The following is a 24,344-nucleotide window of genomic DNA, read 5'->3' as shown; positions in this document are numbered from 1 at the left end:
CGGGCGCCTTGCTGTCTGTGCTGGTGTTCACGCCGGTGTTTGCCCAGGACACCGAGGTGACCCCACTGGACGCAATGGTGGTGACCGGCGAGATCATCGCCCGCCCCCTGGCGCGCTCCGGCGCCAGCGCAGAGGTTCTGGACGCGGCGGCGTTTGAGCAGCGGCCAGGTCTATCGACGGTTCGCGATGTCCTGGCCCAGACCGCCAACTTCGCGATCGTCACCGGAACCGGCAAGGCCCCGACGGTCCGCGGCGTCGACGGCACCGGCCCGGCCGAAAACGCCAACGCCTTCTTCGCCGGCAGCCGGCCGCGACTGAACTGGCGCATCGATGGTCGACCGGCCAGCTACAATGAGGTGGTCTTCGGCGATCTGGGGCTATGGGATGTGGCGCGGATCGAGGTGCTGCGCGGTCCGCAGAGCACATTGGTAGGCCGCAACGCCATCGCCGGCACCGTGGTCGTTGAGACCCTGGATCCCGAGCCGCGCTTCGCGGGCGCGGTCCAGGCCGTGGTCGGCGATTATCGGCAGCGCCAGGGGTCGGCGATGCTGAACCTACCCATCGTCAGCGGCAAGCTGGCCCTGCGCCTGGCCGCCGATGCGTTCCGCAGGCAGGCGGCGACCTCCTATAACGCCTATCCCGGCGTCGACAATCCAGGACGGATCGAAGGACTGACCCTTCGCGGCAAGCTTTTGCTCACGCCCGACGAGGGATCGAGCAGCCGGGCGCTGCTCACCGTCGTCCACACCAAGTCCAAGGCGCCCAACGGCGAGATCATCGTCCGACCTTTCGGAGACCGGCGCTCGAACTTCCCGCGCCAGCCGGTGCACGAGCCGACGACGACCAGCGTCAGCCTCGACGTCTCCCATGCCGTAAACGAGGCCCTCACGCTCGAGCTCAACGCCTCTGGCACGGAGTTCGACTTCCGTCGCCGGGCCGCGCCCGCCTCCAGCAACGCCACGATCGACACCCGCGAATACGTGCTGGAGCCGCGCGTGCGCTACGCCGGCGCGTCGGGAGGCTCGTTGGTGGCTGGGGCCTATCTCTACCGGGCGCGCCAGGACGAGTTCATCGAGTTCTTCGGCGGCCAGAATTTCGATGACCGCACCGACACGGCCGCGGCCTATGTCGAGACGGTTACGCCGCTCTCGCCGACGATCGACCTGGCGGCTGGCCTGCGGTACGAGCGCGAGAAGCGCCAACGAGCGGGCGGCGATCCGACGGGGACCCTGGTGCGCATCCGCGCCAAGGAGACCTACGAGGCCTGGCTGCCCAAGCTGGGCGTGGTCTGGAGCCCGTCGGCATCGCGCAGCGTCGGCCTGCAGATCTCACGGGGCTATAACGCCGGCGGGGGCGGCATCACCTTCGCCTTCCCGATCGTCAACTACAGCTACGACGCCGAGTTTGTCTGGACCGGCGAACTGTTTGGACGCCAGTCGTGGTCGAATGGGCGGGTGCAGACGACCCAGAACCTGTTCTACTCGCGCTACACCGACATGCAGCTGCCGTTCGACCTGACGCCGACCGTGTCCAGCGATGAGTCATTTGTCGTGCGCAACGCGGACGTCGTCGAGACCTGGGGCGGCGAGTTTGGGGTTCGCGCCGCGATCGCCAAGGGCCTGCGCGCGCACGCCACCCTGGGCCTGCTGGGGACCAAGGTCGCCAAGTATCCGGGCTCGGGCATCGAGGGCAACGATCTGCTCACCGCGCCCCAGGCCACGGGTTCTGCCGGCGTCGACTGGGAGGAGGGGCCCTGGAACGCGGCGGTGACCCTGCGCTACTCGGCCGCCTACTTCACCGACGTCAACAATCGGGCGCGCGGGCGGACCGATCCCTATGCTGTCGCCGACCTTCGCCTGGGCTACGATCTGGGCCGCGCGCGGATCACCGCGACGGTCAGGAACCTGTTCGACGCCGAGCGGCCGGTGGCGCGCTATCCCGGCTTCGCCCCGGCCGGCTCGGGCCGCCCCGACAGTGACTATGACTCGGCGGTCCTCCTGGCCCCGCGGACGGTGAGCCTGGGTGTGCTGGCGAGGTTCTAGCGAAGTCTTGGGATTGATCCGATGAGCCGTGGGCCCCTCCGTGTCTGGTTCCTGATCCACAAGTGGACCAGCCTGGTCTGCACGGCATTCCTGCTGGTGCTGTGCCTGACCGGGCTGCCGCTGATCTTCCACGAGGAGCTGGAAGACCTGATGGGACATCGCGCGCCGCTGGAGGCCGTGGCGCCGGGCGTACGGCCTCCCAGCCTGGACGCGCTGGTGGCGGGCGTGCTTGCCCAGCGTCCGGGGGAGGTGGCGCAGTCGCTGCTGTTCGAGCCCGAGAGGCCCGTGGTCATCGTGGCGACCGCGCCCAGCGTCGCGGCCTCGCCGCGTCAGGCCCACATGCAGCCGGTGGACCTTCGCACCGGCAGGCTGGCGCCGCCGCCGCCGCAACGCGAGGGGTTGCTGTGGTTTGTCCACGAACTGCATGTCCGGCTGTTCCTGGGCCTGCCGGGGACGCTGTTCCTTGGCGTCATGGGACTGCTGTTCGTCGCCGCGACCCTCTCCGGCGTGGTCGTCTACGCGCCCTTCATGCGCAAGCTCGCCTTCGGCGCCATCCGTCTTCGACAGAGCCGACGCCTGATGTGGCTCGACCTGCACAATTTGCTGGGCGTGGCCATCGCCGCCTGGCTTTTGGTCGTCGGGGTGACGGGCGTGTTCAACACCCTGGACGAGCCGCTGGCGCACCAATGGCGTAATGGGCAGTTGGCGCAGATGCGCGCGCCGTATGGCGATGCGCCGCCCGTGACGCGTCTGGGATCGCTGGACGCCGCCGTCGCCACGGCTCGCCGGGCCTCGCCCGGCATGGAGCCGTCGGTCATCGCCTATCCTGGCTCGTTCTTCGGCACGCCACACCACTTCAACGTCTTCATGCGCGGAGACACGCCGGTTACGGCGCGCCTTCTCAAGCCGACCCTGGTCGACGCCCAGACGGCGACCTTGACCGACACCCGTGACATGCCGCTGCACATCCGCGCCCTCTTTCTCTCGCGGCCGCTGCATTTCGGGGACTACGGCGGCTTGAGTCTGAAGATCGTCTGGGGGCTGCTCGACCTCGCGGCCATCGTCGTCCTGGCCAGCGGCCTCTACCTGTGGATCGCGCGGTTTCGCGTGTCGGCCGCCACCCGGCTCGACGCCTTGGCCAGCGCCGCGATCATGGAGCTGAAGCGATGAGCCGAACGCCGACGTCCCGTCGCGGCCTGTGGCGAACATTCCGCGTCCCGCTGCTTCTGGCCGCCGTCAGTGGCGCAGGCCTCGTCGGCTCGCTTCTGGTCGACGGAGGCCTGGACCTGCTTCTGGCGCTGGCGGTGGCCGCGCCCCTTATCGCTGTCGTCGCGGCGGTGGCCGCGGCTTTGCGTGACCGGTCCAAGTCCTCTTGAACGTGACGGCGAGCAGGCTTCAGCTCATCGACGCGCCCCACCCGCCTGTGCACCTGCTGCTCGGCTCCGACGCGCGGCGCCCGGGCGCGCGCCAATTTCGCGACTATGGGGGCGGAGATCAGGACTTGGGAAAATCTTACGATCAGCACCGACTTCCCGGCGCATGACGGAAGGCGGGCCGGCGCCGGCTCAGCGCCGCAGCTGATCGGGACCTCGCCCGACAGCGGCACGCTGAGATCGGGTTTCCAGAGGTCATCCAAGGTCGGGGGCGCACGGACCTGGGGTCCGCTAGCGTAGACACACACTTCTAAGCGTTTCGCACGGACTGTTTTCGGTAGGGTCAACGATCAGTTCGATCGCGTCCGTCGCGCTAAACTCCTCTAGAGCGCGACGCGGTAAGACAGAACCGCAAAGGCCTCCCGCAGATCCACGAGCATCGCGCGACCGCGAACTGTTGCGGAGATTACGGGTTCATTTCCATTTTTATACAAATTCCCAAGCTTCGCAATTTCTGGCTGAGACAGCCGTCGGGGGAGGCTATAGGGCGCGAATGACAATCGTTCGCACTTAGGCGAGCTTCAGGTCCGGGATTTCAATCACATGTCGATCAACCGCGGGTTCCGCGGCGCGCCTTCGCGCGCCTTGCTTCTGGCCTCGGCAGCGAGCCTTTTGGCCACGCCGGTCCTGGCGCAGACCTCTACCGAGGTGAGCGGCGTGACGATCACCGGCCAGACGTCCTACAAGGCAGGCGCGATCACCTCGGCCACCAAGACGCCGACGGCGCTGATCGACGTGCCCCAAGCGGTCAATGTCGTCACCGTCAAGCAGCTCGAAGACCAGGCGGCCAACGGTATTGCCGACGCCGTCCGATATGTGCCCGGCGTCTTCGCCTCGCAGGGCGAGAACAACCGCGACACCCTGAGCTTCCGGGGCAACCTGACGACCGCCAGTTTCTTCATCGATGGCGTCCGTGACGACACCCAGAGCTATCGTGACCTCTACAACATCGAGCGCCTGGAGGTCTTCAAGGGGCCCAACGCCATGATCTTCGGGCGCGGCGTCACCGGCGGCCTGATCAACCGTGTGACCAAGGTCGCCGACGGCCAGCAGCACCTGGGGGCGCGGCTGGAGGCCGGCAGCTTTGACCACTACCGCGCCCAGGTCGATCTCGGCGCGCCAGTCAGCGAAACAATCTCGCTGCGCGCGGCCGGCGTCTGGCAGGACAGCGAGAGCTTCCGCGACGGCGTCTACAACAAGCGCTGGGGCTTCAACCCGACGGCCACCTTCAAGCTGGATCCGGACACCACCCTGTCGATCGGTTACGAGCGCTTCCACGACAAGCGCGTCGGCGATCGCGGCGTGTCGTCCTACCAAGGCAAGCCGCTGGAGACGCCGCGCAGCCAGTTCTTCGGCGACCCGGCCCAGAGCCCGAACTGGATCGATAGCAACGCCGGCGCCGTCTTCGTTGAGCACCGGTTCAGCGACACGATGTCAATCCGCAACCGCACCCGCTACGCCTATTACGACCGCTTCTACCAGAACGTCTTCCCGGGCGCGGTGAACACCACGGCCCAGACCAATCCGGTCGGCCCGGCCGCGGGCGTCTATGCGCCCGGCTCGATCGTGGGTATCAGCGCCTACAACAACGGGGCCAAGCGCCGGAACCTGATCAACCAGACCGACTTCAACGCCAAGGTCTCGACGGGCGGGGTTGAGCACACTCTTCTGATCGGCGCCGAGTTCGGTCGCCAGACCACCAGCAACCTGCGGACCGAAGGCTTCTTCCCGAGCGCGACCAGCGCCAGCGGCGTGCAGACCATCTTCGCGCCGGTGACTGCCTCGCGCATCAGTCGTCCGGACATCCAGTGGCGTGAAGCCGCCACCAGCGGCCACAACTTCAGCATTGCCAAGCTGGCGGCCGGCTATATGCAGGACCAGATCGAGCTGTCGCCGAACGTCCAGATCGTCGCTAGCCTGCGCTACGAGCACTACCAGACCGACGTCACCAATCGGAACCCATTCTTGGCCGCCGGCGTGCAGCGCAACTTCAGCGCGACCGACAATCTGTGGTCGCCGCGCGTGGGTGCGATCTTCAAGCCAGACGCCAAGACTTCGATCTACGCCTCATATTCGAAGAGCTATCTGCCGCGCGGCGGCGATCAGCTGTCGGCGCTCAGCCTCTCCAACCAGAGCCTGGATCCGGAGAAGTACGAGAACTACGAGCTTGGCGCAAAGTGGGACGTTCTGCCGACCTTCAACCTCAGCGCGGCCATCTTCCAGCTCGACCGCGACAACGTGCTGGCGCTGAGCGATCCCAACAACGCCGCCTCGCCGACCATCCCGATCGGTCGCCAGCGGTCCAAGGGCGTCGAGCTCAGCGCCCAGGGCGAGATCACCCGCCAGCTCAGCATCGTGGCCTCCTACACCTACACCGACGCCAAGTTCCTCGACGCCCAATCGGCGACGGTGCGGGCCGGCAACCGTGTCAACCACGTGCCCAAGTCGTCGGGCGCGGTCTGGCTGCGCTATGACCCCAACAAGACCTTCGGCGGCGCCCTGGGCGTGACCAGCATGGGCAAGCGCTTCGCCGCGACCGACAACACCGTGTCGCTGGACGGCTTCACCCGCGTTGACGGCGCGATCTACTACAAGGTCAACGCCAACTACGACCTGCAGCTCAACGTCGAGAACCTGCTGGACAAGCGCTACTTCCAGTACGCCGACAGCAACAACAACATCTCGCCGGCCTCAGGGCGTGCGGCCAAGGTGAGCCTGAACCTGCGCTTCTAGATCGCGCACCGGGTATCGGTCTGACGGCGGCCCGATCTCGTACTCCGAGGTCGGGCCGTTCGCGTCTCGGCGGACTAGAAGCGGGTGCTCAGGCGCAGGCTCACCGTCCGCGGACGGGGCGGCGTGACGATCTGGTCCCGGGTGATCAGGTAGGGATTGCCGAACGAGAAGCTGTTGGCGTGGTTGTTCAGCGGATTGTCGATTGTCGCGCTCAGCGTCCAGCCCGGTGTGGTCAGGCTGGCCACGCCCCGCAGGCCCAGATATTCGCCCATTTCGTGGGCCTTGTCGGCGTCGAAGGTCAGGTAGGACGAGCCGACGTAGGAGGCCTGGCCCTGCAGACGCAGCGTCGGCCCGGCCTCTAGGTCGCGGTGGTAGTCGAAGCCGAGGCTGGCCGAGGCTCGCGAGACCCCGGGAAGGGCTGCGTCCTTGCGCGTGCTGAAGGCGGCGTTGAGTTTGGTCACTTCCGGATCGTTGAGCAGGGCCGCGGCGCGCAGGTCGAGCCGTTCGTTGACCCGGAAGGCGGCTTCGGCCTCGATGCCTCGGTTGGCGCCGTTGCCGATATTGGCCGTATAGGCCGTGCCGTCGGCCAGGTACTGATCGCTCTGCACCGACTCCCAGGTGGCGTAGAACACCGCCGCCCGGCCCTGGAGGCGATCGCCGAAGGTCCTGAACTTGGCGCCCAGCTCATAGTTCCAGAGCTCGTCCGCTGCATAGCGGAGAGGCGGGGTTTCGGGGGCGTCGAATACCTGGCCGATCCGCCCCGCCGTGTTGAATCCGCCCGGACGGTAGCCCTCGGCCGCCTGGGCGTAGAACAGCAGGCCGGGCCGCGCATCGTAGCTGACCAGGAGCTTGGGCGAGAAGCCGGCGGCGTCGGCCGATCGCTCGGCGAGGCGATGGCCCGCCGCCTGGGTGACCGTGGAGTCGGTGTCGAAGCTGAAGTCGAACCAGCGCAGACCCGCCGTGGCCGACAGGTGTTTGGTGGCGTCGAAGGTCACCTCGCCATAGAGCGCCGCTTCGCTGATCTCGTCGCGCCGGCGCTCGGCGTAGACAGAGCCCGACCGGGCGGGCAGGGCGTGGAGACTGGAGGTCAATCGGATCGAGCCGCGCGAGGCAAAGGCCCCGACGAGGCCATGCAGGCGATGATCGCTGGGCGTGGCGTAGGTGACTTCGGCCACCGTCAGGTCGATGCCCTTGTCCTCGTCGAACGCCACCGGGGCGCCGGCCAGGCCGTACAGCGTCGAGACGGAGGTGGCGTCATAGCGGCTGTCGAAACCGTGCGACAGCTGCGCAACCGAGCCGGTCAACCGGCCCCAGCCGCCTTCGCCGGTAACCGTCAAGGAGGCGTGGTCGAAGTCGTTGTCGTGCGGCTCGCGCACCAGGGAGTCGCGCGCCTTCGGCCCTAGCCGCCGCAGTCCGTACTGAGTGTCATTGTTGCTGATCGACTGGTGGGTCAGCCCCAATGTCAGGATCCAGCCCGGCGTCAGGGCTGCGCGCAGGCTGAACCGCGCTCCGACCCGCTCCGAGCCGTTGGCGCGGCGCAAGCCCAGCGCTGGGTTGGCGATATAGCCGTCCTGGGTCTCACGATACACGACCGTCCGTAGCGCCACCCGGCCGTGGATCAGCGGCAGGTTGGCCATCGCCTCCAGGTCGCTGTCGCGGCCCCCGCCCTTGGTGAAGCCCACCCCAGCCAGCACGCTGGCCGAATAGCGGTCGAGGTCAGGCTTGCGCGTGGAGATACGCATCACCCCGCCCAGGGAGCCGCCGCCGTAGAGCGTGCCTTGCGGCCCGCGCATGATCTCCACCCGCTCGACATCGGCCAGCCGCAGGTCTGGATCAGGCGCGCTGTAGGTGATCGGCACGTCGTCGAGATAGAGCGACACCATCGACTGGGTCTGGCCGGTGAAGGCGCCGTCCGACAGGCCGCGCAGGAGAACCTTGTCGCGGCCGGGGCCCAGGTTGGTCACCGTCATGCCGGCGACCTGGCCCGTCAGGTCGTAGAGGCTGGCAAGCGCCTGGCGCTCGAGTTGGGCGCCCGACACCACCGAGATGGCGTAGGGTGTACGGCCAGGCAGGTTGGGATAGCGCTGGGCCGTGATCACCACCTCGCCTAAGCCTAGGGGCGCAACGGCCGTTAGAGCAGGCTTGGCGGGTCGGGACGGGACGGAGAGGCGATGGATGATCACCGTGTGCGGATCTGGCTGGCTGGAGCCGCAGCCGCTGCCGGCCAGCAGACGGTCGAGCGCGGCCGTGACCGACAGGCGTCCGGCCAGGGCAGGGGCTTGGCCTCGGCAGGCCTCCAGGTCGCCACCCAAAGACAGTTCGGCCTGCAGGGCGAAATCGATCAGCGCGGCGTGGACGGGCTTGGCGGCGATCTGCAGTCGCACGACAGGCGATTGCCGGCCAGCGAACAGGCGTGGCGCGGCCTCGGCGTGGCCGAAGCTCGTCAAACCGACGCCCAGGGCCGTGACCCAGAACCGGCCGCAGAAGCGGTCGCGCTTACGCGTCACGGTCAGCGGCGGGCCGGCTTGGCCTTGAGGATGACCCCTTTTGGCGTCGTCTCGGCGAGGATCGGCGCGAACAGTTCCAGGCGTCGGATCATGGCGGCTTCCTCGTCGATCAGCAGCACGCCCGACACTGTCACCGAGACGGCGCTGGGATCAACGCGGATCGGCGTGGCGACATAGCGATTGAGGTCGGCGACGATCCGGGTCAGCGGCGTACGGTCATAGATGAGCTTGCCGGACTTCCAGGCGAAGGCGGCGTCCGGAGCGACCTCGGTCACCTTGGCGGCCGCGCCCGGCGCCCTTGCCAACTGCTGGCCGCGGGCCAGCCTCACGGTTCCCTCCTGGCCGCCCGAGACGGAGACGAGGCCGCGACGCACCGAGACCGCCAGTTGGTCGGCGTGGCTGAGGATGTTGAACTCCGTGCCCAGCACCCGCACGTCACGCGCGCCGACCGCCACCACGAAGGGGCGGTTCTCCAGGTGCGCGACGTCGAAACTGGCCTCGCCGTCGACCAGGGTCACGTCGCGCTGCTTGGCGCCAAGCCGGACGCGCAGGGTGGTCGCGCCGCCCAGGGTCAGCCGCGAGCCATCGGCCAGGGCGACCTCACGGGTTTCGCCGCGCTGGGTCGAATAGTCGGTGAAGGTCGGCCCGGTCAGCTGCGGTGTCACGACTAGCGCCACCACGGCCGCCGCGGCGGCGACACCGAGGCCGATCAGCAGCCCGCGCCGCGAGGCGGCGGCCGGACGCCGCAGGGGCGTGACGTTGGCCGGCAGCGGCGCGTCCTCGGCCTCGATGTCGTTGGCCGGGAGGTCTTCCAGGTCCAGCCACACCGCCTCGACAGCCTCATAGGCGGCCGCGTGCGCGGGATCGGCTTCCAGCCAGGCCTGAAACGCCGTCCAGTCCTCCAGGGCGGCGTCGCCCTGCAGCTTGGCGAACCAGTCGGCCGCCGTGTGCTGGATCGGATCGTGTGGGACGGACTCGGTCATCGACGGTTTGCGCTTCCTTCGCGCCGGGTCTGGACCGGGCGCCGACACAATGACGCCGCGCGGCCGCAAGGTCCTCTCCACATCCCGGTAAGGTGAGGCATTTCGGTCACAATCATCGGCCCACCCGTTTGACCAGGTGGCCGAGGGCCAAGCTAACGTGCTTCTCGACGGCGCTGCGCGAAATGCCCATCCGCTCGGCGGTCTGGGCGTGGGTCAGGCCCTCGAACTTGTGCAGGCGGAAGACGCGCTGGGTCACCGGCGACAGGGTCTCCAGCGCTTGAGACAGCTTCTCCAGCCGCTGCCGGGCGATCACCGCGCTCTCGGCGTCCGGGGTGTCGGCGATGTCCAGGGCGCCGACAGTGGCGTGATGGGTCCGTCGCCACTCGGTGTCGCGCGCGCCCGAGCGCTTGGCCCGGCGCAGGCGGTCCAGCATCAGGTTCGAGGCCAGGCGGTAGAGATAGGCCGGCGGGTTCTCGATCGGCGCCTCGGTCACCGCCTGGACCTTGAGATACAGCTCCTGGACAAGGTCTTCGACATCGCCTCGCCCCCCCAGTCGCGCCAGGAAGAACCGCCGCATGTCGTCGCGGCGTTCCAGATAGGCGGCCGCGAGCGGCGTGAGTTCGGAGGAAGCGTCCTTCATCGCGCGCGAGGATCGAGGCGTTCGGGGGACAAGATCGGAGTCTGCTTTCGGCCCGCTGGAGGAGTCGGTGTGAGCCCGAGAGACATGACTTGGCGGCGTGACCAAGGCAAGCCGACCCGAAGGGGAGGGATGTCGGCGTTTTCGACTCTAAGCGACCGCGCGGCGCGCCCCAAACGCCTGGGCGATGGCGGCGAAGAGCGCGGCGGTGCGCTGGGTGACCCAGCTGACCGGGTTCTCACCGGGGCGCTTGCGGCTGGTGACCCAGGTGGCGATGCAGGTGGCCGCGAAGGTCGCCGCCGGCAGACCGACGGCGAGGACCGCCGGAACGCCAGGGCCCGAGGCCATGGCCTGGCCGAGGATCATGGCGGTCTCGAACAGGAACAGCAGGACGCCGCCCGTGGCCATCGCCGAGCCCGACCCGGCGCGCTTGGCGCTGAGACCGAAGGGCACGGCCAGCAGCGGCAGCAGGGGCAGGATCAGCGCCCGCGACGCACGGGCGTAGAGCTCGGCCAGCATGGCCTGACGGAGTAGGGCGGTTGGAGCCTTACCGAACCCCTGCTGGGCCAGCTCGATGAGCGTCAGTTCGCTGACATCGTCGCCGCGGACGCGGAACAGCTTGCCGGACAGCGAGAGCGGCACGTCGAAGGAGAAGGCCGCGAAGTTGGTCATATAGACCTGGGCGTCGGGCGTCGTGCTCACCTGTTGGCCGTCGTGCAGGTCCAGCGTGACGCCGCGATCGCCCGCATCCCTGCGCACGACCGCCGAGACCGCCGTCAGGACGTCTTCGCGGCCGTCCGGCTCGATCTGGCGGATGAAGACGCGTTCCAGATGGCGCCCGCTGGCGTCGGTGCGATCGGCGGTCAGGAAGAGGGAGCCGTTGGACAGCAGGGCCTTGGGCCGCACGTCGCCGTTCCACCCGGCCTTTTCGACCGCGTGCAGCACCGCGTGATAGGCGTAGCGGCTGTAGGGTTGGACGAAGCCGAACAGCAGGATGCTGAACGCCATCAGCAGGACGCCCAGGCCCACAAAGGGCGCGGCGAAGCGGCCCAGCGACATGCCGCTGGCCAGGATCGCGTCGATCTCCGAACTCTTGTTGAGGCCGTTGACCACCACGAACAGCCCGATGAAGAAGCCGCCGGGCAAGGTCAGCCCCACATAGTGCGGGACCAGATTGACCAGCAGCTCGCTCAGATATTTGAAGCCGTCGGTCGTTTGCGACAGTAGCTGGAAGGAGCGCATGATGCGCTCCATCAGGAACACCATCATCGTGCTGATCAGCACGGCGGCCATTGGCGTCAGGGCCCGCCTCAGCAGGTAGCGGTCGAGGATTGTCGCGATCATGAGCGCGCTTTCAGGTCGCGGGCAAGACGGCTGGTTGCGGCTCGGCCAGGGCGCCGGAGCGCCATATGGGCGCGAGCAGCGCGCGCGAGGCGGTGCGCACGTCCAAGGCCTCGGCATAGACGCCCAGCACCTCGTCCAGAATCTCCGTCCAGCGGTAGGCGGCGCTGCGCGCGAGCGCCTCGGCGCCCAGGCGAAGCCGTTCCTCGCGATCGACCAGCAAACCCGACAGGGCATCGGCATAGGCTGACGGACGATCCGCGCAGAGGAGGGCGTTTTGGCCGTGCCGTAGCAGGGCGCGGGTGTTGGGCGCGTCGGCGCAGACCATGGCCAGGCCGCTGGCCATCGCCTCCAGATTGACGTTGCCGAAGGTCTCGGTGGTGCTGGGATTGAGGAAGATGTCGCCGCTGGCCAGGGCCGTTGCCAGCGCTTCGCCTGACAGGAAGCCAGCGAACACCGCGTTTGGCAGCCGCTCCTGGAACCAGTCGCGCGCGGGGCCGTCGCCGATCACCAGCACCTGGGGCGCGTGGCTCGCCGCTTCGAGCCGGCCGATCGTCTCGGCGAAGGCCGCCAGACCCTTTTCCATGACGAGCCGGCCCAAGAACACGATCACCGGACGATCGGGCGTGAAGCCCTGACGCAATCGCCAGGCCCCGTTGCGCCGTCGGGGATGAAAGAGTTCGGCATCGACGCCCCGCGCCCAGGTCCGGACGCGCGTGGTCGGGCTCTGAGCTCTAAGCTCGTCGCCGATGGCCTCGGTCGGGGCCATGACGTAGTCGCAGGCGCCGTAGAACTTCCAGAGCTGGTTACGGACCAGCGGGCGCAGCCGGCCCAGGCCATAGTAGTCGAGATAGGTGTCGAACAGGGTGTGCAGGCTGGCGACCACCGGGACCTTCAGCTTGCGTCCGAACTTCAGCGCCGCCGAGCCCAACAGATCCGGCGCGGACAGATGGAAGAGGTCGGGCTTGAAGGTTTCGATGTCCCGCCGAAGCGCGGCAGGGAGGCCCAGTGCCAGGCGGTAGTCGCGTCGGAAGGGGATCGTCACCGACGGCACGGAGACGAGTTCGCCGGCCGGTTCGAAGGCAGGGTTGGGTCCGGTCGGGGAGTAGACCCGCACCTGCGCGCCGATCGTGCTCTGCAGGTGGGCGACAAGGCGGTTCAGCGACTTGTTGGCGCCGTCCAAGGTGTAGTTGTAGTTCCCCGAGAACAAGGCAATCCGCAACGGGCGCGCACCGTCGGTGTGCGTTAGCGCCTTGATATCCATGATCGTCCTTCCACGCGCCACGCCCCTGGCCTTGGCCTTGGCCTTGGCCTTGGCCTTGGCGACCAAGACGTCGCGCGGGCGACGCCCCCACACAGAATTTCGAAATCGATGAGACCCCGCGCCGCTCACGCCGTCGTTGGGCCAGGGCGACGGGGCCTCTTCGGGAAGCATGATGCGCGTAGTGGATGTCGCCGAATTCTATTCGCCCACCGGCGGGGGCGTGCGGACCTATATCGACCGCAAGTTCGAAGCCGCCGCCCAGCTGGGCCACGAGCTGTTCGTCATCGCGCCCGGACCCACCGACAGTTTCGAGCCGCGTGGCTCGGGCGGCGTGATCCAGGTTCGCGCGCCACGCCTGCCATTCGACGCCAACTATCACATGTTCTGGGACGCGGCGCCGGTCCATCGCCAGCTCGACATCTTGGCGCCGGACCTGGTCGAGGCGTCCTCGCCGTGGCGCGGCGCGGCGGTCGTCGCCCGCTGGGCGGGGCGGGCGCCGCGCGCCATGTTCATGCACGCCGACCCGGTGGCCTCCTATCCGCAGCGGTGGCTGGCCCCCGTCGCCAGCCCTCAGCGGATCGACCAGCTGTTCGGCTGGTTCTGGAGCTATCTGCGCAAACTGGCCGGAGGCTTCGGCTCTGTCGTCGCTGGCGGACCCTGGCTGGCCGACCGTCTGATGGGGCAGGGTGTGTGCGCCGTGGAGAGCGTGCCGCTGGGCATCGATCGCGGCGCGTTCTCGCCCGCAAGGCGCGACGAGGCGTTAAGGTCAAGTCTGCTGGCAGCCTGCGGCTGTCCTGACGACACCAAGCTGGTCCTCGGCGTCGGGCGTTTCCATCCGGAAAAGCGTTGGCCGATGGTGATCGAGGCGACGATGCGGGCCCGCGCCGACGCCCCGATCGGTCTCGTCCTGATCGGCGACGGCATCGACCGCACGCGCGTGGCCCGCGTGGCCGCCGGCTATCCTCACGCCCGGATTTTGCCGCCGATCCGCGATCGTGGCCTGCTGGCGGCCCACTTGGCCAGCGCTGACGCCCTGGTGCACGGCTGCGAGTCCGAGACCTTCGGCCTGATCCCGGCCGAGGCCATGGCCAGCGGACTTCCCGTCGTGGGACCCGATCGCGGCGGCTTCGCCCACCTGGCCCAGCCGGCGACTTCGGAACTCTACCGCGCCGGCGACACCGAGGCCGCCGCGGCCGCCATTCGCCGGCTGCTGGCGCGCGATCCGAGGGCGCTGAAGGCTGCCGCGATCGAGGCCGCCACCCGGGTCCGCCGCGACATCGACCACTTCGCCGATCTCTTCGACCACTACGGATCGATCGCGGATGGTGCGCGGGCGTGAGCTGGATGACGACTAAGAACAAGGCCTCGTGGTGGTGGCCGTGGCTGGGCGGCGCCCTCTCGGTCGGGATGGTCGCGGCCATCGCCCTGCAACTCGGCGGCGCGAGCTCGGATGTCCTGAAGACGATCGCCGGCCTGCCGCCGCTCGTCTGGCCGGTCTTCCTGCTGCTTTATCTGGCGCAGACGCTGTTCGACTACGCGATCTTCCGGCGGCTTTGGAGCCTGCCCCTGGCCGGTGTCGAGGCCCTGCTGCGCAAGAACGTCATCAACGAAGTGGTGCTTGGCTACAGCGGCGAGGCGTTCCTCTATGTCTGGGCGCGGCGGGCGCCCGGCGCGGTCGCCGCGCCGTTCGCCGCCATCAAGGACGCCAACATCGTCTCGGCGTTGCTGGGCAATCTCCTGACCCTGGTCCTGGCGGTAGTCAGCGCCACGCAGCTGCAAGACCTCGATTTCACCCGACGGCTCGGGCCGGCTCTGTGGTCGGGGCTCATTCCGCTGGCGATCTCGCTCGGCGTCCTGGCGTTCGGACGCCGGGTGTTCTCGCTGCGCCTGGAGCAGCTGATCTATGTCGCCGTCGTCTGCGGTCTGCGCCTGGTCTTTTGGAGCCTGCTCACCGTGCTGATCTGGCGCATGGCGCTGCCGCAGGTCGCCCCCGGTCTGTGGGTCGTGCTGCTGGCGATCCGATGCCTGGTGTCGCGGGTTCCGCTGCTCTCCAACAAGGACCTCGTGTTCGGGAACCTGATGCTGCTCCTGCTAGGGGCGCACTCCACAGTGGCCGTGCTGCTGGCGGCGCTGGCCGTTATGACGCTGGCGTTGCACCTGGTTGTCATCGTCGGACTGGGCGCGGTCGATCTGGCGCGCGCCTCCGTAACGCCGAAATTGGCTGCCGCCCATGACTAGCTGGCGTCTGAAAGTCCCCGGCCGCGACATCTGGCGGGTCGGCCTGGTCGAGGCGCCAATCGCCGACGTCGTCCGGCGCGGCTTCGCCCCCGACGCGCCCGTCCATTGGCTGCCCGAGGAGGGGCGACTGAAGTTCCTGGCCGATCCGTTTGGCGTTTGGCGCGACGGCCGTCTGCATCTGTTCGTCGAGGCCTATGACTATCGGACCCGTCACGGCGTCATCGAGCATATCGAGCTGAGCGCGGACTTCGCGCCGGTCAGGCGGTCGGTCGCGCTGCGGGAACCCTGGCACCTATCCTATCCGCAGGTCTTCGACGCCGATGGCGAGACCTGGCTGCTGCCCGAGGCCTATCGGTCCGGCGTGCTGACGCTCTATCGCGCGGTCGCGTTTCCCGATGTCTGGGAGCCGGTGGTCCGACTGGACCTGGACACCCCGGCCATCGACGCCACGCCGTTCCGCCACGATGGTCTGTGGTGGCTGGCCTATTCGCCCAAAGGGCCACAGCGCTGGAAGCAGGGGCGGCTGCATCTGGCCTATGCCGAGCGCCTAACAGGGCCTTGGCGCGCCCATCCGGGCAATCCCGTCCGCAACGATCTCGCGTCCAGCCGGCCGGGCGGCACGGCGTGGATCGAACATGGCTTGCCGCGCCTCCCGGTGCAGGACTGCACGCACACCTATGGCGGTGGTCTCCGCCAGCTGACGGTCCTCAAGCTCGGCCCCCGGCATTTCGAAGCGGAAGCGGGACCGCCGCTACGCCTCCCGCCCGGCGCAGGACCGTACACGCAAGGCCTGCATACGCTGTCGGCCTGTGGCCCGGTCACGTTGTTCGACGTCAAGCGCATCGACCGGTCGCTGTGGACGCCGCGCGCAGGTTGAGCCTTTGCCGACAAAAATCGGTGAGAGGATGTCTTGCCCACGACGTCGTTTGGCCATGCGCATCGGGTTCCTCTTCAATCACGACCAAGTCCACCAGGTGGCTCACAGCCTGCCGATCGCCCTGGCTTTGGCGCAGGCGGATCTGCGGCTGGAGATTGTGGTGGCGACCACCAACCGGCGCATGACCGCCGAGGTGATCCGGATGGGCGAAGGGCTGGTCGGCCACGGCGTCGACCTGGTCGAGCTGGGCCTCAAGCGACGAACGTCGCAAGCCCTGGCCGCTACCGCCGAGCCCCTCCTGCCGGCGGCCAAGTTGCTGGTCTATGGCGACAATCTCGACTTCTTCCGGTCGCTGGACATCCTGGTCGTGGCCGAGAAGACCTCGCTGATCCTCAAGACCCGCTACGGCCTCGACCATCTAAAGATAGTCCATACCCGGCACGGCGCGGGCGATCGCGCCATCGGCTTCGACGAGGCCAGCGCCGGCTTCGACCACGTGCTGGTCTCGGGCCGCAAGGTTCACGACCGCCTGGTCAGCGAGACCGGCGTCGATCCGCGCAAGATCTCGGTGGTCGGGTATCCGAAGTTCGACCTCCTGCCTCGGGCGCGGACTACCCATCCGCTGATCGACGACGGCCGGCCCGTGGTGCTCTACAACCCGCACGTCTCGCCGCACCTGTCGTCTTGGTACGAGGCGGGCCGCCAGGTGCTGGACTGGTTCGTCGAGCACGACGACCACCACCTGATCTTCGCGCCGCACGTCATGCTGTTCGAGCGGCCGTTCGTGGTCACCATCGACAAGCTGCGGCTGGACTGGGTCGGGCGGATCGATGAGCGCTATCTGCGCGCACCCAACATCCATATCGACCTGGGCAGCCGCGCCTCGACCACCATGGCTTACACCCAGAGGGCCGACATCTATCTCGGCGACGTCAGCAGTCAGGTCTACGAGTTCCTGCTTAAGCCTCGGCCCTGCGTCTTCCTCAACACCCACCGCCACGCCTGGCGGGACGACGCCAACTTCGGTCACTGGCGGGCTGGGCCGGTGATCGAGACACCTGACCAGCTGGGGGCGGCTTTGATTTCGGCCCGGACCGAGCACGAGACACGCTGGCGTCCCGTGCAGCAGGCGATGTTCGCCGAGAGCTTCGACTTGACCGAGGAGCCTTCTGCGGTCCGCGCCGCGCGGGCGGTGGCGCGCTTCGCCGGCCTGGACTGGTCGATGGCGGCGCTTCCGGAACTGGATCTGGCCGAGCCGGAGCGGGCCCATGGCTGAGTTGCGCATCGCCTACGTGATCAACTCCCTCGAGGGCGGCGGCGCGGCCTTGCCGGTCCCGGCCGTGGCGCGGGCCCTGATCGCTCAGGGCGCTCGCCTGGTGGTCTTCGCCCTCACCCGTCGCGACGGTCGCGCGGCGCAGGCGATGGAGGCTGCCGGCCTAACCGTCCACGTCCGGCCGGGCGGCGAAAAGGACCACCGCAAGGCCCTGGCCTGGCTCGACGCCCAGCTACGCGACTGGCGGCCCGACGTCATCTGGACCTCGCTCACTCGCGCGACCTTGCTGGGCCAAATCGTCGGCAAGCGGCTGGCCGTACCCGTGGTCAGCTGGCAGCACGCCGCAAAGCTAAAGCTTGCGAACCTGTTGCTGCTGCGCCTGCGCCGGGCGCGTTCGCGGCTGTGGGTCGGCGACTCACACAGCGTCACTGACCTGACCGCCGAACGATTGGAGGTTCCACCCGAACGACTGGTCGCCTGGCCGCTGTTCGCTGCAAACCCTGACATGTATCGGGCCTATCCCTGGCGCCCGGGCCAGACCCTGGAGCTGGGGTCGCTGGGGCGGCTACATCCGGTAAAGGGCTACGACATCCTGATCGAGGCGCTGTTGCGGCTTCAGACCCAAGGCTGCTGCCTGCCGGCCGCGATCCGGGTGCGGATCGCCGGCGAGGGCAGGGCGCGCACCGCCCTGGAAGAGCGCGCCGAGCGTCACGGTCTGAGCTTCATCGAATTCACCGGCTTCAACGATCGGCCCTTGGAGTTCCTAGCTGACCTCCATCTTTATCTGCAGCCGTCGCGGTCCGAGGGCCTGTGCATCGCCGCCCACGAGGCCATGCAGGCGGGATTGCCGGTCATCGCCTCCAGGGTCGGCGAGCTGCCCTACAGCATCGAGAACGGCGTGACGGGCCTGACCGTGCCGCCCGGCGATCCCTGGGCGCTGGCCGAGGCGCTGGGTCGCCTGCTGTCGCGGCCCGAACGCCTGGCGCAGATGGGCGTGGCAGCGCGAGCGCGGGTGCTGGAGCGTTTCGGCCAAGAGGCCTTCGATCGCACTGGCGCGGCGATCTATCGGCGCTTGCCGGACTTCATCGCCGAGACCGTCCAGGCGCCCGCGCTGCGCCCGTCGCCGGGGCTAGGCCAATCGGCCTGGCGGTGACGAACCTGGAGATCCCGTGCGCGTCCTGACCTTCCTGCACAGTTTCGAGCCCGGCGGCGTCGAGCGCATCGCTTTGCGGCTGGTGCGGCAGTGGCGCGCTCTGGGCGTCGACGCGCCTCTATTTCTTGGGCGAACCGACGGCGACATGCGTGAGGATGTCGGCGCGGGCCTGGACTTCGTTCTGCCGCCCTATGCCGGTTCAAGCATAGCGAAGATCGAGATGCTCTGGTTGATCTGGGTGCTGCCCACGGTCGTGCGCCGTGTCCGTCCCGACGTCCTGTTCTGCGCGGGAAACACCTATGCCGTCGTGGCCGTGGCGCTCAAATTCTGGCTAGGGCGCGATTGCCCGCCCGTTCTGGTGAAGATCAGCAACGATCTGGATCGTCACGACAAACCGGGGTGGTTTCGGTTCCTGTACCGTCAATGGCTCAAGGTCCAGGGACGCTATCTCGATCATTTCATTGGCATGGAGGCGCCGATGGCCGACGAGATCCGCGAAGGCCTGGGCATATCCGCCGATAGGATCACGATCATCCCGGACCCCGCCTTGTCCAGGCCGCTGATCGAAAGGCTGCGGGCCGAAGCGAGGTGCGATCGGCGCCAAGGCCCGGGCCGGCGGTTCGTCTGCGTGGGCCGCCTCACACCGCAGAAGAATATCGCCTTGATGCTGCGGGCGTTCAGGCGCGGCACACGGGAAGGCGACACGCTGACAGTGATCGGGGAAGGACCTGAGCGCGAGAAACTGGCGGTCCTTGCGCGAGGGCTCGGGCTTGAAGGGCAGGTGACGTTCCGGGGCTATGTGCCGGAGCCGGCTAGACTTTTGCTCTCGTTCGACGTCCTGCTCCTGTCCTCGAACTATGAGGGCGTGCCCGCGGTCATTCTTGAAGCGCTGGCCGCTGGACTTCCCATCGTCGCCACCGATTGCAGTCGCAGCATGTCGACCCTACTGGGCCATAGTGCGATGGGCCAACTGGTCCCGATCGGCGACGAGAAGGCGCTGGCCGAAGCGATCGCAAAGGCGCGACCGTCTTCGCAAGACGAGCACCTGAGCCTCGCGCAAGCTCGGCGCTTCACGATCGAGGACGCGTCCGAGGCCTATCTCCGCGTCCTGTCGCGGCTTCGTCAGGGCGCGCCGTATTCGAAGCCGGTGTCCTTGGCCTTGCCGCCGGCTCCGAATTTCCAGGACAGACTGACGAACGCCGTGCGGCCCAGCTGGCGGCGCTCGAACTGATCGCTTAGGGCCGGGGTGTCGATCACCGTGCGGTCGCGCTGCTGGTTGAAGAGGTCCGAAACCGTGAGGACAGCGGACAGGTCGCTCGTCAACTTGCGCCGGTAACCCAGATTGACGCTGCTGCTGGGACGGCGGTGGCCCTGGGCCGTCAGGCGCTTGCCGCTATAGCTGGCGCTGACCTGGAGGAAGTCCTTGGGCGTCGCCGCATAGTCGACACTGGCCTTGCCGGTGTAGCCGACCGCCGAGCGCTTGGCGGCAAAGCCCAGATTGGCCGCGTCTATCTGGTTGTAGAAGATGTTGCTGCTGAGATTGTAGCTCACCGCGCCGACGACCTTGCCGTTGGCCGACAGCTCGACGCCGCCGGAGGTGCTCTTGCCCAGGTTTTCCTTGGTGATCAGCAAAACGGTCGAGCTGATATAGCGGCTGACATCGGTCATGCCGTTCAGGCTGCGGCGGGCATAGGCCGTGGCCGCCAGGGTCGCGCCATGGGTGCGGGTTTCATAGCCGATCTCGAACGCATGCGTCTCTTGCGGCATCAGGTTCGGATTGCCGGCTCGGGCGCTAAAGGCGTCGATGACCACGAAATAGGGGTTGAGGTCCTCGGGCTCGGGACGGGCCACCCGCTTGCTGTAGCTGAGACGCAGCTTGCGATCCTCGCCCAGGTCCTTCTCCAGGTGCAGGGTCGGATAGCCGCGGAAGTAATCGCTGCTGTTCTTCAAAGCGCTGGTGAGCTGGTTGGTGTCAATCAGCGTCTGCTCCAGCCGGAGGCCGGCCAGCAGGGTCCAGTCGCCGAGCGGTCGCTCGTAGGTCCCGTAGAGGGCATGCACTGTGCGCTTGTAGAGGAAGCGGTTGGTCTGGGACGGATCGGCTATGGGCAGGTCGCCGACGATCGTGCCGCCGTAGTTGTCGTAGTCGTCATCGTCGCGCTGCAGGTCGTACCCGAGCTTCAGCTTGGCTTTGCCGGGCAGGGCGCCGGAATATTCGGCGGAGAGTTCGTTGGTGATCTCGTCGGCGCGGGGGATCAGCGCCTCGCGAAGGTCTGGGCCCAGGGGGCTGCAAAAACGGCTGACATAGGTCCGGCGGCGGTCCTCCTTGGTTTCGCCCCGCTGCAGGTCGAGCGTGAACTCACCGTCATTGGCCAGGGCGCGGCGATAGCCGGCCGAGATCTGGGTGCTGGTCTCGTGGCCGCGTCCCGCGCCCAGGCGGTCGTAATCTTTCAGCACCGCGCCGTGGGGATCGGCCGCCCGGTTGCGCTCACCGATCGTCAGGGTCTCGGCGCGGCGGTTGTAGCTGACCGCGCCGTTGATCCGGCTCTTGGCGTCGAGATCGTAGTCGAAGCCGACTGAGCCGATCTTGGAGTCCCGCTGCTGGGTGCTGACCACGGTCTGGTCGCTGGCTGCGACTCCGCCGGCGACAGCGTCGCGGCGCAGGCGGTGGTCAATGGTCGTGCGCTTGCGGGTCTCGTGGCGCAGCGAGGCCGAGCCGAAGAGGTTCAGCGCGCCGGACCTGTAGGCGGCCGTGGCGCCGAGATTGTAACGGCCCTCCGTTCCGAGGCTGGCCTGGGCCGTGCCCGCGCGGCCAGCGCGGCGGTTCTTCTTGGTGACGATGTTGATGATCCCCGACGACCCGTCCGGCTTGAACTGGGCCGACGGGTTGGTGATCACCTCGATCGACTCGATCGAGTCGGCCGGCATCTGCTGCAGGATCGCCCCGCGATTAGCCGCCGACATCATGGTCGAGGGTTTTCCGTCGATCAGCACCTGGACGTTGCTGTCGCCGCGCAAGGAGAGGTTGCCCAGCACGTCAACCTCGACGGAAGGGAGGTTGCGCAGCACGTCACCGACCGAGCCGGCGGTCGCCTGTAGATCGTGCGCCACCGAATAGGTCCGACGGTCGATGGCGGTATTCACCGCTGGCTTCTGGGCGGTGATCACCACGCTGGAGACAGCCGGGGGTGGGGCCAGCTGAGCCAGCGCTGGCGCGCCGGGGGCGCAGCTGGCCGCCAGGGCCGCCATCAAGGTCTTGCGCATGCCGTCATCCCGCCCAGCCCAACTGCGGCGGGTATCGGCGGTGGCGTCTTCCCAGCCTATGGCGGCCAGATTGATAATTCCCAATCTCGCCGCCAGGCGATTGGGAATCGGTAATGTCGCGGCCATCGTGGGCGAAGACGAGCCGGCGCATCGTGGGCGTCAGTCGGGATCCGTTGAGGATCTCCATGGAAAGGGAAGTCGCCCATGAAGACGCTGATCATCGCTGCGGCTCTGATCGTGGCCACGCCGGTCCTGGCGCAGACGGCCAAGACCTTCTCCGGTCACGAGCTGGCCAAGTCCGCCAAGGTCTCGATGCACGACGCCGAAGCCATCGCCCTGAAGGCCCGTCCGGGCGTGATCAAGGATCGCGAGCTGGAGAAGGAGAAGGGCGGCAGCGGCTTGCGCTATACGTTCGATCTCGTCGGCAAGGACGGCAAAACGTACGAAGTCGGTGTCGACGCCGCCGATGGCAAGGTCCTCGAGAACGGCCTCGACAACGATAAGGACCAGAGGTCCCGCGGAGCACGATGACGGCATGAAGATTCTGCTGGTCGAGGACGACAAGGAAGCGGCGGCCTATCTGCGGCGCGCCTTGTCGGAAGCCGGTCACACCATGGACCATGCGGCCAACGGCCGTGAGGGCCTGATGCTGGCCGTCGGCGAACCCTATGACGTCATCGTGCTCGATCGCATGCTGCCCCAGCTGGATGGCCTGGGCATCCTGCGCACTATCCGCTCGGCCGGCGTCAAGACGCCCGTGCTCCTGCTGACGGCGCTGGGCGGCATCGACGATCGCGTGGAAGGCCTGGAGGCGGGCGGCGACGACTATCTGGTCAAGCCGTTCGCCTTCGCCGAATTCCTGGCCCGGGTGAACGCCCTGGCCCGCCGCCCGCCGCCTCAGGAGATGGTCTCGGCCCTGCAGGTGGCCGACCTGCGTCTCGATCTGCTCCGGCGCTCGGTCACTCGCGCGGGCCAGCGCATCGACCTGCAGCCGCGCGAGTTCCAGCTGCTGGAATATCTGATGCGCAACGCAGGAAGGGTGGTCACGCGCACCATGCTGCTGGAGAGCATCTGGGAGTTCCACTTCGACCCCAAGACCAACATCGTCGAGACCCACATGAGCCGGCTGCGCGGTAAGGTCGATCGGGGCCATGCCCAGGAGCTGATCCATACGGTGCGCGGCGCCGGCTACTGCCTGCGCGAGCCCGACTAGGTGCTGCGCTCGACAAGCCTGCGTCTGGCGGTCCTCTACACGCTGGGCTTCGCGCTTTCGGTGGTGCTGTTGGGCGCGCTGACGCTCTACAGCACCCGCGCGGCGCTGTCGGAGCAGTTCGACGCCCGCATCCGGTCGGAGTCCGCCGCCCTGACCCAGGAGTTTTCCACTGAGGGCCTGGACGGCGTCGTCCAAGCGGTGCGCGAGCGGGACCGCACGCCGGGCGCGCTCGACTACGGTCTGATCGGTCCGGACGGCCGCTCGCTGGCCGGTCGCTTCTCGAAGGTGTCGGACGAGGCCGGCTGGTCGACGATCCGCGCGCGCCAGCGCGATGACAAAGACGAGCCGATGCGCGTGCTGACCACCAATCTCCCGGGCGGCTACCAGCTGCTTGTGGGCGACGACGAGGAGCGCATTGAGGCGCTGGACACCGTCGTCCTGCGCGGCTTCGCCGGCGCCCTGGCCGGGGTGATGATCCTCGGCGTGGCGGGGGGCTTGGCCTTCAGCCGCGACGTTCACCACCGCCTCTCGGCCATATCGGGCACGGCCGAGGCGATCATCGACGGGGACCTGAACCGGCGCGTGCCGGCGCGCGGCTCCACCGACGACATCGACCGGCTGGCTCACACCTTCAACCGCATGCTGGACCGCATCGGCGCGCTGATGGAGAGCCTGCGCCAGGTCTCCAACGACGTGGCCCACGACCTGCGCACGCCCCTGACCCGCCTGCGCCAGCGCCTGGAAGCGGCCCAGGCCGCGCCGGCCGAGCAGGGCGAGGCCATCGACGGGGCGCTGCACGATCTCGACTCCATCCTGGAGACCTTCGCGGCCCTGCTGCGCATCGCCCAGATCGAGGGCGGCGCGCGGCGGGCGGGGTTTCGGCAGGTGCGCTTACGTGAACTGGCCGCCACCGTCGTCGACGCCTTCGCGCCGTCGGCCGAGGAGGCGGGTCAGTCCCTGTTGCTGGAGCCTGGCGACGATCCGGTCATCGAAGGCGACACCGAACTGCTGACCCAGATGTTGGTCAATCTGATCGAGAACGCGCTGCGCCATACGGGGGAGGGGGCGTGGGTCCGGGTCGGGGTCGGTCTGACCGACCGCGCGCCCGTGCTGTGGGTCGTCGACAATGGTCCCGGTGTCCCGGCCGGTGAGCACGCGCGGCTGTTCGACCGCTTCTACCGCCTCGAGCGCAGCCGCTCTGACCCGGGCAACGGTCTGGGCTTGGCCCTGGTCGCCGCCGTCGCCAAGCTGCACGAGGCCGCGGTGAAGCTCAGCGACGCCGAACCTGGTCTGCGGGCCCAGGTGGTTTTCCCGCGCTGAAGCGTCGCGGCCAGATTGGGAATTCGCAATCTTGCAGCCATGCGACCGTCAAGCGGCGCAGTCTAAGTC

Annotated in this window: 19 protein-coding genes; 13 read left to right on the top strand and 6 right to left on the bottom strand. The window is 68.0% G+C overall.

Annotation, left to right across the window (positions count from 1 at the left end):
• Window positions 1–17 precede the first annotated feature (17 nt).
• The 4 genes from AC1RR5_RS20975 (at window position 18) to AC1RR5_RS20960 (ending at window position 6,208) form a co-directional block, all read left to right on the top strand.
• Window positions 18–2,042 carry a TonB-dependent receptor gene (locus tag AC1RR5_RS20975; RefSeq protein ID WP_492924775.1) on the top strand — a complete coding sequence of 675 codons (2,025 nt, stop codon included), beginning with the start codon at window positions 18–20 and terminating at the stop codon, window positions 2,040–2,042.
• 21 nt (window positions 2,043–2,063) lie between these two features.
• Window positions 2,064–3,212 carry a PepSY-associated TM helix domain-containing protein gene (locus tag AC1RR5_RS20970; protein ID WP_492924666.1) on the top strand — a complete coding sequence of 383 codons (1,149 nt, stop codon included), beginning with the start codon at window positions 2,064–2,066 and terminating at the stop codon, window positions 3,210–3,212.
• Complete coding sequence (locus AC1RR5_RS20965) at window positions 3,209–3,418, top strand: hypothetical protein (RefSeq protein ID WP_492924664.1); 210 nt, start codon at window positions 3,209–3,211, stop codon at window positions 3,416–3,418. The genes AC1RR5_RS20970 and AC1RR5_RS20965 overlap by 4 nt, the downstream gene beginning before the upstream one ends.
• Before the next feature lie 600 nt (window positions 3,419–4,018).
• A complete protein-coding gene (locus tag AC1RR5_RS20960; RefSeq protein ID WP_492924662.1) occupies window positions 4,019–6,208 on the top strand; it encodes a TonB-dependent receptor in 2,190 nt (729 codons plus the stop codon).
• A gap of 74 nt (window positions 6,209–6,282) precedes the next feature.
• Here AC1RR5_RS20960 and AC1RR5_RS20955 read toward each other — a convergent pair whose 3' ends face one another.
• The 5 genes from AC1RR5_RS20955 to AC1RR5_RS20935 all read right to left on the bottom strand — a co-directional run bounded on the left by AC1RR5_RS20955 (window position 6,283) and on the right by AC1RR5_RS20935 (window position 13,033).
• Window positions 6,283–8,715, bottom strand: a complete 2,433-nt coding sequence (locus AC1RR5_RS20955; RefSeq protein WP_492924660.1) for a TonB-dependent receptor — start codon at window positions 8,713–8,715, stop codon at window positions 6,283–6,285.
• 2 nt (window positions 8,716–8,717) lie between these two features.
• Window positions 8,718–9,698 (bottom strand): FecR family protein, encoded by a 981-nt coding sequence (locus AC1RR5_RS20950; protein ID WP_492924658.1) that lies wholly within the window; start codon window positions 9,696–9,698, stop codon window positions 8,718–8,720.
• Window positions 9,699–9,810: 112 nt separating this feature from the next.
• Window positions 9,811–10,338, bottom strand: a complete 528-nt coding sequence (locus AC1RR5_RS20945) for an RNA polymerase sigma factor (RefSeq protein ID WP_492924656.1) — start codon at window positions 10,336–10,338, stop codon at window positions 9,811–9,813.
• 147 nt (window positions 10,339–10,485) lie between these two features.
• Window positions 10,486–11,679: an LptF/LptG family permease gene (locus AC1RR5_RS20940; protein ID WP_492924654.1), complete on the bottom strand. Its 1,194-nt coding sequence runs from the start codon at window positions 11,677–11,679 to the stop codon at window positions 10,486–10,488.
• Between the two features lie 10 nt (window positions 11,680–11,689).
• The gene (locus AC1RR5_RS20935; protein ID WP_492924652.1) at window positions 11,690–13,033 is read right to left on the bottom strand and encodes a glycosyltransferase family 4 protein; all 1,344 of its coding nucleotides are present in this window, start codon (window positions 13,031–13,033) and stop codon (window positions 11,690–11,692) included.
• A 79-nt stretch (window positions 13,034–13,112) separates the two neighbouring features.
• Here AC1RR5_RS20935 and AC1RR5_RS20930 point away from each other — a divergent pair, with 79 nt between their 5' ends.
• The 6 genes from AC1RR5_RS20930 to AC1RR5_RS20905 are packed head-to-tail and all read left to right on the top strand — an operon-like array spanning window position 13,113 to window position 19,712.
• Entirely contained in the window at window positions 13,113–14,279 is a 1,167-nt protein-coding gene (locus AC1RR5_RS20930; protein ID WP_492924650.1) for a glycosyltransferase, read from the top strand.
• A gap of 5 nt (window positions 14,280–14,284) precedes the next feature.
• On the top strand, window positions 14,285–15,178 hold the full coding sequence (locus AC1RR5_RS20925) for a hypothetical protein (RefSeq protein ID WP_492924648.1): 894 nt from the start codon (window positions 14,285–14,287) through the stop codon (window positions 15,176–15,178).
• A complete protein-coding gene (locus AC1RR5_RS20920; protein WP_492924646.1) occupies window positions 15,171–16,055 on the top strand; it encodes a glucosamine inositolphosphorylceramide transferase family protein in 885 nt (294 codons plus the stop codon). The genes AC1RR5_RS20925 and AC1RR5_RS20920 overlap by 8 nt, the downstream gene beginning before the upstream one ends.
• Window positions 16,056–16,110: 55 nt before the next feature.
• Entirely contained in the window at window positions 16,111–17,331 is a 1,221-nt protein-coding gene (locus tag AC1RR5_RS20915; protein WP_492924644.1) for a CDP-glycerol glycerophosphotransferase family protein, read from the top strand.
• Entirely contained in the window at window positions 17,324–18,481 is a 1,158-nt protein-coding gene (locus tag AC1RR5_RS20910; protein ID WP_492924642.1) for a glycosyltransferase family 4 protein, read from the top strand. Before AC1RR5_RS20915 ends, AC1RR5_RS20910 begins: the two co-directional genes overlap by 8 nt.
• Window positions 18,482–18,497: 16 nt before the next feature.
• Entirely contained in the window at window positions 18,498–19,712 is a 1,215-nt protein-coding gene (locus AC1RR5_RS20905) for a glycosyltransferase (protein ID WP_492924640.1), read from the top strand.
• Here AC1RR5_RS20905 and AC1RR5_RS20900 read toward each other — a convergent pair.
• On the bottom strand, window positions 19,604–21,742 hold the full coding sequence (locus AC1RR5_RS20900; RefSeq protein WP_492924638.1) for a TonB-dependent receptor domain-containing protein: 2,139 nt from the start codon (window positions 21,740–21,742) through the stop codon (window positions 19,604–19,606). The two genes, AC1RR5_RS20905 and AC1RR5_RS20900, sit on opposite strands and share 109 nt — an antisense overlap.
• Window positions 21,743–21,946: 204 nt before the next feature.
• Here AC1RR5_RS20900 and AC1RR5_RS20895 point away from each other — a divergent pair, with 204 nt between their 5' ends.
• Genes AC1RR5_RS20895 through AC1RR5_RS20885 form a run of 3 tightly spaced genes read left to right on the top strand, consistent with a single transcriptional unit; the run spans window position 21,947 to window position 24,275 of the window.
• A complete protein-coding gene (locus AC1RR5_RS20895) occupies window positions 21,947–22,273 on the top strand; it encodes a PepSY domain-containing protein (RefSeq protein WP_492924636.1) in 327 nt (108 codons plus the stop codon).
• 4 nt (window positions 22,274–22,277) lie between these two features.
• Window positions 22,278–22,955: a winged helix-turn-helix domain-containing protein gene (locus tag AC1RR5_RS20890; RefSeq protein ID WP_492924634.1), complete on the top strand. Its 678-nt coding sequence runs from the start codon at window positions 22,278–22,280 to the stop codon at window positions 22,953–22,955.
• Window positions 22,956–24,275 (top strand): sensor histidine kinase, encoded by a 1,320-nt coding sequence (locus tag AC1RR5_RS20885; protein WP_492924632.1) that lies wholly within the window; start codon window positions 22,956–22,958, stop codon window positions 24,273–24,275.
• The last annotated feature ends 69 nt before the right edge of the window (window positions 24,276–24,344 follow it).

It is taken from the genome of Caulobacter sp. GW821-FHT11E11, assembly GCF_058808315.1.
Note: the sequence above shows the minus strand (reverse complement) of the source record. Positions and strands in the feature narration are given on the sequence as shown.

Excerpts from the sequence above, each read along its gene's own strand:
- AC1RR5_RS20890 (WP_492924634.1), top strand. The coding sequence starts at position 22,278 with ATGAAGATTCTGCTGGTCGAGGACGACAAGGAAGCGGCGGCCTATCTG.
- AC1RR5_RS20915 (WP_492924644.1), top strand. The coding sequence starts at position 16,111 with ATGCGCATCGGGTTCCTCTTCAATCACGACCAAGTCCACCAGGTGGCT.
- AC1RR5_RS20950 (WP_492924658.1), bottom strand. The coding sequence starts at position 9,698 with ATGACCGAGTCCGTCCCACACGATCCGATCCAGCACACGGCGGCCGAC.
- AC1RR5_RS20900 (WP_492924638.1), bottom strand. The coding sequence starts at position 21,742 with ATGCGCAAGACCTTGATGGCGGCCCTGGCGGCCAGCTGCGCCCCCGGC.
- AC1RR5_RS20910 (WP_492924642.1), top strand. The coding sequence starts at position 17,324 with ATGGCTGAGTTGCGCATCGCCTACGTGATCAACTCCCTCGAGGGCGGC.
- AC1RR5_RS20930 (WP_492924650.1), top strand. The coding sequence starts at position 13,113 with ATGCGCGTAGTGGATGTCGCCGAATTCTATTCGCCCACCGGCGGGGGC.
- AC1RR5_RS20965 (WP_492924664.1), top strand. The coding sequence starts at position 3,209 with ATGAGCCGAACGCCGACGTCCCGTCGCGGCCTGTGGCGAACATTCCGC.
- AC1RR5_RS20925 (WP_492924648.1), top strand. The coding sequence starts at position 14,285 with ATGACGACTAAGAACAAGGCCTCGTGGTGGTGGCCGTGGCTGGGCGGC.
- AC1RR5_RS20945 (WP_492924656.1), bottom strand. The coding sequence starts at position 10,338 with ATGAAGGACGCTTCCTCCGAACTCACGCCGCTCGCGGCCGCCTATCTG.
- AC1RR5_RS20940 (WP_492924654.1), bottom strand. The coding sequence starts at position 11,679 with ATGATCGCGACAATCCTCGACCGCTACCTGCTGAGGCGGGCCCTGACG.
- AC1RR5_RS20920 (WP_492924646.1), top strand. The coding sequence starts at position 15,171 with ATGACTAGCTGGCGTCTGAAAGTCCCCGGCCGCGACATCTGGCGGGTC.
- AC1RR5_RS20895 (WP_492924636.1), top strand. The coding sequence starts at position 21,947 with ATGAAGACGCTGATCATCGCTGCGGCTCTGATCGTGGCCACGCCGGTC.
- AC1RR5_RS20960 (WP_492924662.1), top strand. The coding sequence starts at position 4,019 with ATGTCGATCAACCGCGGGTTCCGCGGCGCGCCTTCGCGCGCCTTGCTT.
- AC1RR5_RS20970 (WP_492924666.1), top strand. The coding sequence starts at position 2,064 with ATGAGCCGTGGGCCCCTCCGTGTCTGGTTCCTGATCCACAAGTGGACC.